At 71.2% G+C, this 6389-nt stretch carries 5 protein-coding genes and 1 pseudogene; all 6 read right to left on the reverse strand.

The genetic code is table 11. The annotated features are described in order from the left end of the window. Window positions 1-663: membrane integrity-associated transporter subunit PqiC (locus tag E5198_RS19885; RefSeq protein WP_136491656.1), on the reverse strand; the 663-nt coding region annotated here is incomplete at its 3' end. 7 nt (window positions 664-670) lie between these two features. Then, entirely contained in the window at window positions 671-1618 is a 948-nt protein-coding gene (locus tag E5198_RS19890; RefSeq protein ID WP_136491657.1) for an MlaD family protein, read from the reverse strand. Further along, window positions 1615-2385 (reverse strand): ABC transporter ATP-binding protein, encoded by a 771-nt coding sequence (locus tag E5198_RS19895; RefSeq protein ID WP_136491658.1) that lies wholly within the window; start codon window positions 2383-2385, stop codon window positions 1615-1617. Before E5198_RS19895 ends, E5198_RS19890 begins: the two co-directional genes overlap by 4 nt. 2 nt (window positions 2386-2387) lie before the next feature. Further along, complete coding sequence (locus tag E5198_RS19900) at window positions 2388-3521, reverse strand: ABC transporter permease (RefSeq protein ID WP_136491659.1); 1134 nt, start codon at window positions 3519-3521, stop codon at window positions 2388-2390. Window positions 3522-3642: 121 nt separating this feature from the next. Continuing rightward, window positions 3643-5892, reverse strand: coding sequence for a DNA topoisomerase IV subunit A (parC, locus tag E5198_RS19905; protein ID WP_136491660.1), 2250 nt, complete (start codon window positions 5890-5892; stop codon window positions 3643-3645). A gap of 74 nt (window positions 5893-5966) precedes the next feature. Next, window positions 5967-6389: pseudogene (locus E5198_RS21645) on the reverse strand (DNA topoisomerase IV); the annotation flags it as partial.

The raw sequence follows: 6389 nt of genomic DNA on the forward strand, positions 1-6389 counted from the left end.
CGCCGCCTGGGGAATGCGCGGCGCCGCCGGGCGTGAGGTCGCCGCCTTGCGCGACGCCGGCTGCGCGGGCGGCGCCGCGACACGCGGCATTCCCCGCACCGCCGTGGCCATCTGCGCCGCCAGGCTCTGCAGCAGCAGACTCTGCGCGCGCACCTGGTCGGTCAGCTCGCCATTGTGCTTCTCCTCCAGCCGTACCAGGCGACTGTCGAGCATCTTGCCGGCGCCATCGAGCAGGCGCCACTGCGCCTCCAGCACGGCCGGCTGGTAGGGGCCGGAGTCCAGGCGGCTGATGCTCAGCAGCAGCTGCGCCTCGGGCTTGAAGCCGACCCGGTCCGGATACAGCGCCAGGCGGCTGCTGTCCAGACGGCCGGCCAGCTGGCGCAGCAGCAGCTGCGCCACGTCGTCCTGCAGGCTGCCGACCCAGCGCGCCTGCTGGGCGATCACCAGGGTGTCGTCGCCCTGGCGCTGCACCAGGGTCTCGCGCTGCAGATAGTCGGCCAGCTTGAGCGGGCCGAGCAGCACGGCCACGCCGGCATCGGCCTGCGGCAGGCCGGGATTGCCCTGCTGCAGCTGGTAGAACTGCGCCGGCGGCGTCGCCGCGCAGCCTGCCATGGCGAGCAGCCCGGTCAGGCCCAGCATTCGGATCAGGCGTGGAACACCCATGAAAAGATCACCGTTTCTTGCCAAAAATAAGCGATTCGGGCTGCTGCTCCAGGCCTTCCGCCGTGCGCTGCAGGGCCTTGCTGGCCCGCCCCAGTTCCTCCAGCGCCTGCAGCAGCTGGAACTGCGCCTCGGACTCGGGGCCGAGGCTGCGCCGGGTATCGCCCGCCAGCTGCTGCATCTGCTGCAGGGCGAGCGTGGCGGCCTGCGCCGCCTGGCGCAGATCGCCGATCGCCGCGCGCAGCTCGCCGCCGCCCTGGCGCGCATTATCCAGCATTGGCGGGATTTGTCGCTGCAGTTGTTGAGTCAGGCTCTCAAGATTGTGCAGGGTCTGGCCGAGGCTGAGCAGGCCGTCCTGCAGCTCGGGGGAGGCGCTCAGGCGCTCCAGGGCCTGCAGGGTGTTGCTGGCCGACAGCACCATCTCGCGCAGCGGCAGCTCGCGCAGGCTGGCGACCAGATCGCGCAGCACGTCCGCCGCCTGGTCGACCCGCGAGGGCACGCTGGGGATGGTCGGCAGCTCGAGGTCGTGGGGCTCGCGCACGTAGCCGGCCTGGCCGGGGAACAGGTCCAGCGCGACTATCGCCTTGCCGGTGAGCAGGCTCTGGGTCTGCAGCTGGGCGCGCAGGCCGCGCTCGACCAGCCGCTCGACCACCCGGTCGAAGCTCTGCCCCTCGTGGCCGGCCGCGGGGTCGATGCGCAGCACCACCGGGATCACCACATCCCTGAGTTCGCGGTCGTAGGACAGGCGGATCTCGCGCACGGTGCCGACCTTGACGCCGCGGTAGGTGACGTCGGCGCCGACGTCGAGACCATCCAGCGCACCGGTGAAGTACACCACGTAGTCGCTGGGCTGGCTGAACCAGCTGTCGCGGCCGAGCAGCAGCAGGCCGCCGGCCAGCAGGGCGATGCCGCCGAGCAGGAAGGCACCGATCCAGAAGGGTTTGCGCGTCTCGCTCATGGGGACTCCTTGTACGCGGGGGCATCGCCGCGGCGCAGGAAGCGCCGCACGCTCGGCGGCCCTTCCTCCAGCAGTTGCCGCAGCGGACCCAGGGCGATCTGGGTGCGCGTGCGATGGTCGAGGAACAGACAGGTGTCGGCCACCCGGTAGATGCTCGGCAGCTCGTGGGTGACCAGCACGATGCTGGCACCCAGGCTGTCGCGCAGTTGCAGGATCAGCTCGTCGAGGGCCATGGAGCTGAGCGGGTCGAGGCCGGCCGAGGGCTCGTCGAAGAACAGCACCTCGGGGTCGAGCGCCAGCGCCCGCGCCAGGCCGGCGCGCTTGCGCATGCCGCCGGACAGCTCGGCCGGGTACAGCTCGTCGCAGCCGGGCAGGCCGACCAGCGCCAGCTTGAGCGCGGCCAGTTCGTCCAGCTCGGCCTGGCCGAGGTGCGGATGGTAGGCGGCCAGCGGCAGGGTGATGTTCTCGCGCAGGGTCATGCCGCTCCACAGCGCGCCGCTCTGGTAGAGCACGCCGAAACGCTGCTGCAGGACGGCGCGGGCATCCTCGTCGCGGGCCCAGAAGTCCTCGCCGTGCAGCAGCACGCGCCCGGCCAGCGGCGCCTGCAGGCCGATCAGGTGGCGCAGCAGGGTGCTCTTGCCGCAGCCGCTGCCGCCCATCACCACGAACACCTCGCCGCGGCGGATGGCGAAGTTGAGATCGTGCTGGATCACCTTGCGCCCGTAGCCGGCGCTGAGGTTCTCCACGGCGAGGACCACGTCGCTCATGCTCAGATCCCCAGCTGAGTGCAGATCAGGGTGATCAGCGCGTCGCTGACCACCAGCGCGACTATGATGCTGACCACCGCGCGGGTGGTGGCCTGGCCGACCGCCTGGGCGTTGCGTCCGCAGCTCAGCCCGTGATGGCAGCCGATCAGGCCGATCAGCACGGCGAACACCAGGCTCTTGAACAGGCCGAGCAGGAAATCGGCGAGGCCGAGCATCTCCAGGCTCTGCCTGAGGTACAGCGGCGCGGAGATGTCGAACAGCCCGGCACCGATGACGAAGCCGCCGAGGATGCCGAGGGCATCGGCGAACACGCAGAGCAGCGGCATGCTCACCAGCAGCGCCAGCAGGCGCGGCAGCACCAGGAACTCCAGCGGCGGGAAGCCGAAGGTCTTCAGTGCGTCGATCTCCTCGTTGGCCTGCATGCTGCCCAGCTCGGCGGCGTAGGCCGCGCCGGTGCGGCCGGCCATGATCACCGCGGTCATCAGCGCGCCCATCTCGCGGGTCATGCCGATGGCCACCATGTTGGCGATGTACAGCTGGGCGCCGAACGCCTGCAGCTGGGCGGCGCCGACGAAGGCGAGGATCAGGCCGACCAGGCTGGCGATCAGCGCGACTATCGGCAGCGCGCCGGGGCCGCACTGCGCCAGCGCCGCCCAGAAGTCGCTGCGGCGCATGCGCGCGCGACCGCGCAGCAGGCGGCCGAGGGCGAGCACCACCTCGCCGCAGAAGGTGCTGGCCTGCACCAGCCCGTCGTGGACCTGCAGCACCAGCAGCCCCAGGCGCGACACCGGCCCGGGACGTGGCGTCTCCTCCTCCTCGCGGGTCACGGGCGTCGCCGCCATCTGCAGCAGGCGCGCCACGCCGTCCGGCAGGCCGCGGTGCTCCAGGCGGCGCTGCTCGGCGTCGGCGAGACGCTGCAGGCGGCGCAGCAAGGCCAGCAGGCTGCTGTCCCAGGCATCCAGGGCCGCGACCTGCAGCTGCAGGCGCGCCGGCTTGTCCGCCAGGCTGCGCCACACCGCGTCCAGATCGGGCTTGGCCGCCGCCAGGGTCCAGTGCCCGGACAGGCGCAGCACCGCCACGCCGTCCTGCTCGCCGGCCCAGGCCAGCTGCGCCTGCGCTTTTTCCGCCTCTGCCATCTGACCTCCCTGATAGCCCGCCACGGTGGAAAACACCTGCGGTGGTTTTCCACCCTACACGATCACACCGCTGCTGCAGGGTGGAAACTCATGCAGCCCTTTTCCATCAGCAGGCGTCCCGTCACTCCACCAGCAGCGCGTCCACCCGCTGGAAGCCGCGCGGCAGCAGGCTGCCGCGGCGTCCGCGCTCGCCCCGGTAGTGGTCGAGGTCGTCGGCGCGCAGCGACAGGGTGCGCTTGCCGGCCTGCAGCACCAGGGTGGCGCCCTGCGGCAGCACGGCGAGGTCGACCAGGTACTCCTCGCGACTGGCGACCCGCTCGGCGGGAATGCCGACGATCTTGTTGCCCTTGCCCTTGGCCAGCTGCGGCAGCTCGGCGACCGGGAACACCAGCAGGCGCCCCTCGCTGGTCACCGCCGCCAGCAGGTCGCTCTCCAGCGCGCGCAGCGGCCGCGGCGCCATCACCCGGGCGCCCTCGGGCAGGGTCAGCAGCGCCTTGCCGGCCTTGTTCTTGGCCTGCAGGTCGTCAGCCCTGACCACGAAGCCGTAGCCGGCGTCGGAAGCCAGCACGTAGAGCGCCTCGTCCTCGGGCAGCAGCACGCAGTCGAAGCTGGCGCCGGCCGGCGGGCTCAGGCGCCCGGTGAGCGGCTCGCCCTGGCCGCGCGCCGAGGGCAGCGAGTGGGCCGCCAGCGAGTAGCTGCGTCCGGTGGAGTCGAGGAACACCGCGAACTGGTTGGAGCGCCCGGGCGCCGCGGCCTTGAAGGCGTCGCCGGCCTTGTAGGACAGGCCGGCGGCATCGATGTCGTGGCCCTTGGCGCAGCGTACCCAGCCCTTCTCGGAAAGCACCACGGTGACCGGCTCGGCGGGCAGCAGGTCGGTTTCCGACAGCGCGCGGGCCTCGGCGCGCGCGACCAGCGGCGAGCGCCGCTCGTCGCCGTACTTCTCGGCATCGGCCAGCAGCTCCTGGCGTACCAGCTTCTTCAGCTTGCTCTCGCTGCCGAGCAGGGCCAGCAGCTTGTCGCGCTCCCTGGCCAGCTCGTCCTGCTCGCCACGGATCTTCATCTCCTCGAGACGCGCCAGCTGGCGCAGGCGGGTATCGAGGATGTAGTCGGCCTGCACCTCGGTCAGGCCGAAGCGCTCCATCAGCACGGACCTGGGCTGCTCCTCCTCGCGGATGATGCGGATCACCTCGTCGAGGTTGAGGAAGGCGACCAGCAGGCCTTCGAGCAGGTGCAGGCGCTTCTCCACCTTGTCGAGGCGGAACTGCAGGCGGCGGCGCACGGTGCCGATGCGGAAGGTCAGCCACTCGGAGAGCAGCTGGCGCAGGTCCTTGACCTGCGGCTTGCCGTCCAGGCCGATGACGTTGAGGTTGACCCGGTAGGAGCTTTCCAGCTCGGTGGTGGCGAACAGGTGCTGCATCAGCTCGTCGAGATCGACGCGGTTGGAGCGCGGCACGATGACGATGCGGCAGGGGTTCTCGTGGTCCGACTCGTCGCGCAGGTCGGCGACCATCGGCAGCTTCTTGGCCTGCATCTGCCCGGCGATCTGCTCCAGCACCTTGGCCCCGGAGACCTGGTGCGGCAGCGCGGTGACGACGATCTCGCCGTCCTCCTTGCGGTACACCGCGCGCATGCGCACCGAGCCGCGGCCAGTCTGGTAGATCTTCAGCAGATCGCTGCGCGGCGTGATGATCTCCGCCTCGGTCGGGTAGTCCGGCCCCGGCAGCATCTCGCACAGGCGCTCGACCGTGGCCTGCGGCTCGTCGAGCAGGTGCACGCAGGCGAAGGCCACCTCGCGCAGATTGTGCGGCGGCACGTCGGTGGCCATGCCCACGGCGATCCCGGTGGTGCCGTTGAGCAGCAGGTTGGGCAGCCGCGCCGGCAGGGTCGCCGGCTCGTCGAGGGTGCCGTCGAAGTTGGGCACCCAGTCGACGGTGCCCTGGCCCAGCTCGGCGAGCAGCACCTCCGAGTAGCGCGACAGGCGCGCCTCGGTGTAGCGCATGGCGGCGAACGACTTGGGATCGTCCGGCGCACCCCAGTTGCCCTGGCCGTCGACCAGGGTGTACCGGTAGCTGAACGGCTGCGCCATCAGCACCATGGCCTCGTAGCAGGCGGAATCGCCGTGCGGATGGAACTTGCCCAGCACGTCGCCGACGGTGCGCGCCGACTTCTTGTGCTTGGAATCGGCGTCCAGGCCCAGCTCGCTCATGGCATAGACGATGCGCCGCTGCACGGGCTTGAGGCCGTCGCCGATGTGCGGCAGGGCACGATCCATGATCACGTACATGGAATAGTTGAGATAGGCCTGTTCGGTGAACTCGGCCAGCGAGCGGCGTTCGACGCCGTCCAGGCTCAGATCGAGGGATTCGCTCATCTGCGTCCTCTGAAAACTCGTGTGTCCGGGCGCGCCCGCCGGGGGCGGGCGCGCCGTATTGTTCGGCGGGCGGCTCAGCCGCTCCAGCCGCCGTCCGGCGCGGCGAACTGCAGGATCAGCGGCCGGCGCTCGCCGGCGGCATTGGCCGCGCCGCCATTGTCCAGGCCGATCCAGGCCGAGCCGTCATCCAGCCACAGCGCCTCGGCCACTCCGTAGGGGGTGGCGTAGCCCAGCTCGGGAGCCAGTGCCGCGGCGGCGAACGACCAGCAGCGCTCGACCGTGCCGTGCTCCGGGTCGCGGCGGCAGATGCGGTGCTGCAGGCGCTCCAGGCTGTACAGCTTGCCGGCGTGCCAGCTCAGGCCGGTGAAGTCCAGCGGCTGCGGCTCGCTGCCGGGCGGATCCAGCGGGCGCAGCGCGCGGCCGCTCTCCGCCACCAGCACGCAGCCGCTGCCGGGGCAGCGCCAGCGCTCGCCGCCCCGCTGCACGGCGAGCAAGCC

The organism is Pseudomonas sp. A-1 (assembly GCF_004801855.1).
Classification (GTDB): Bacteria; Pseudomonadota; Gammaproteobacteria; order Pseudomonadales; family Pseudomonadaceae; genus Geopseudomonas.

Coding starts and splice junctions, on each gene's coding strand:
- E5198_RS19890 (WP_136491657.1), bottom strand. CDS start 1,618: ATGAGCGAGACGCGCAAACCCTTCTGGATCGGTGCCTTCCTGCTCGGC.
- E5198_RS19895 (WP_136491658.1), bottom strand. CDS start 2,385: ATGAGCGACGTGGTCCTCGCCGTGGAGAACCTCAGCGCCGGCTACGGG.
- E5198_RS19900 (WP_136491659.1), bottom strand. CDS start 3,521: ATGGCAGAGGCGGAAAAAGCGCAGGCGCAGCTGGCCTGGGCCGGCGAG.
- parC (WP_136491660.1), bottom strand. CDS start 5,892: ATGAGCGAATCCCTCGATCTGAGCCTGGACGGCGTCGAACGCCGCTCG.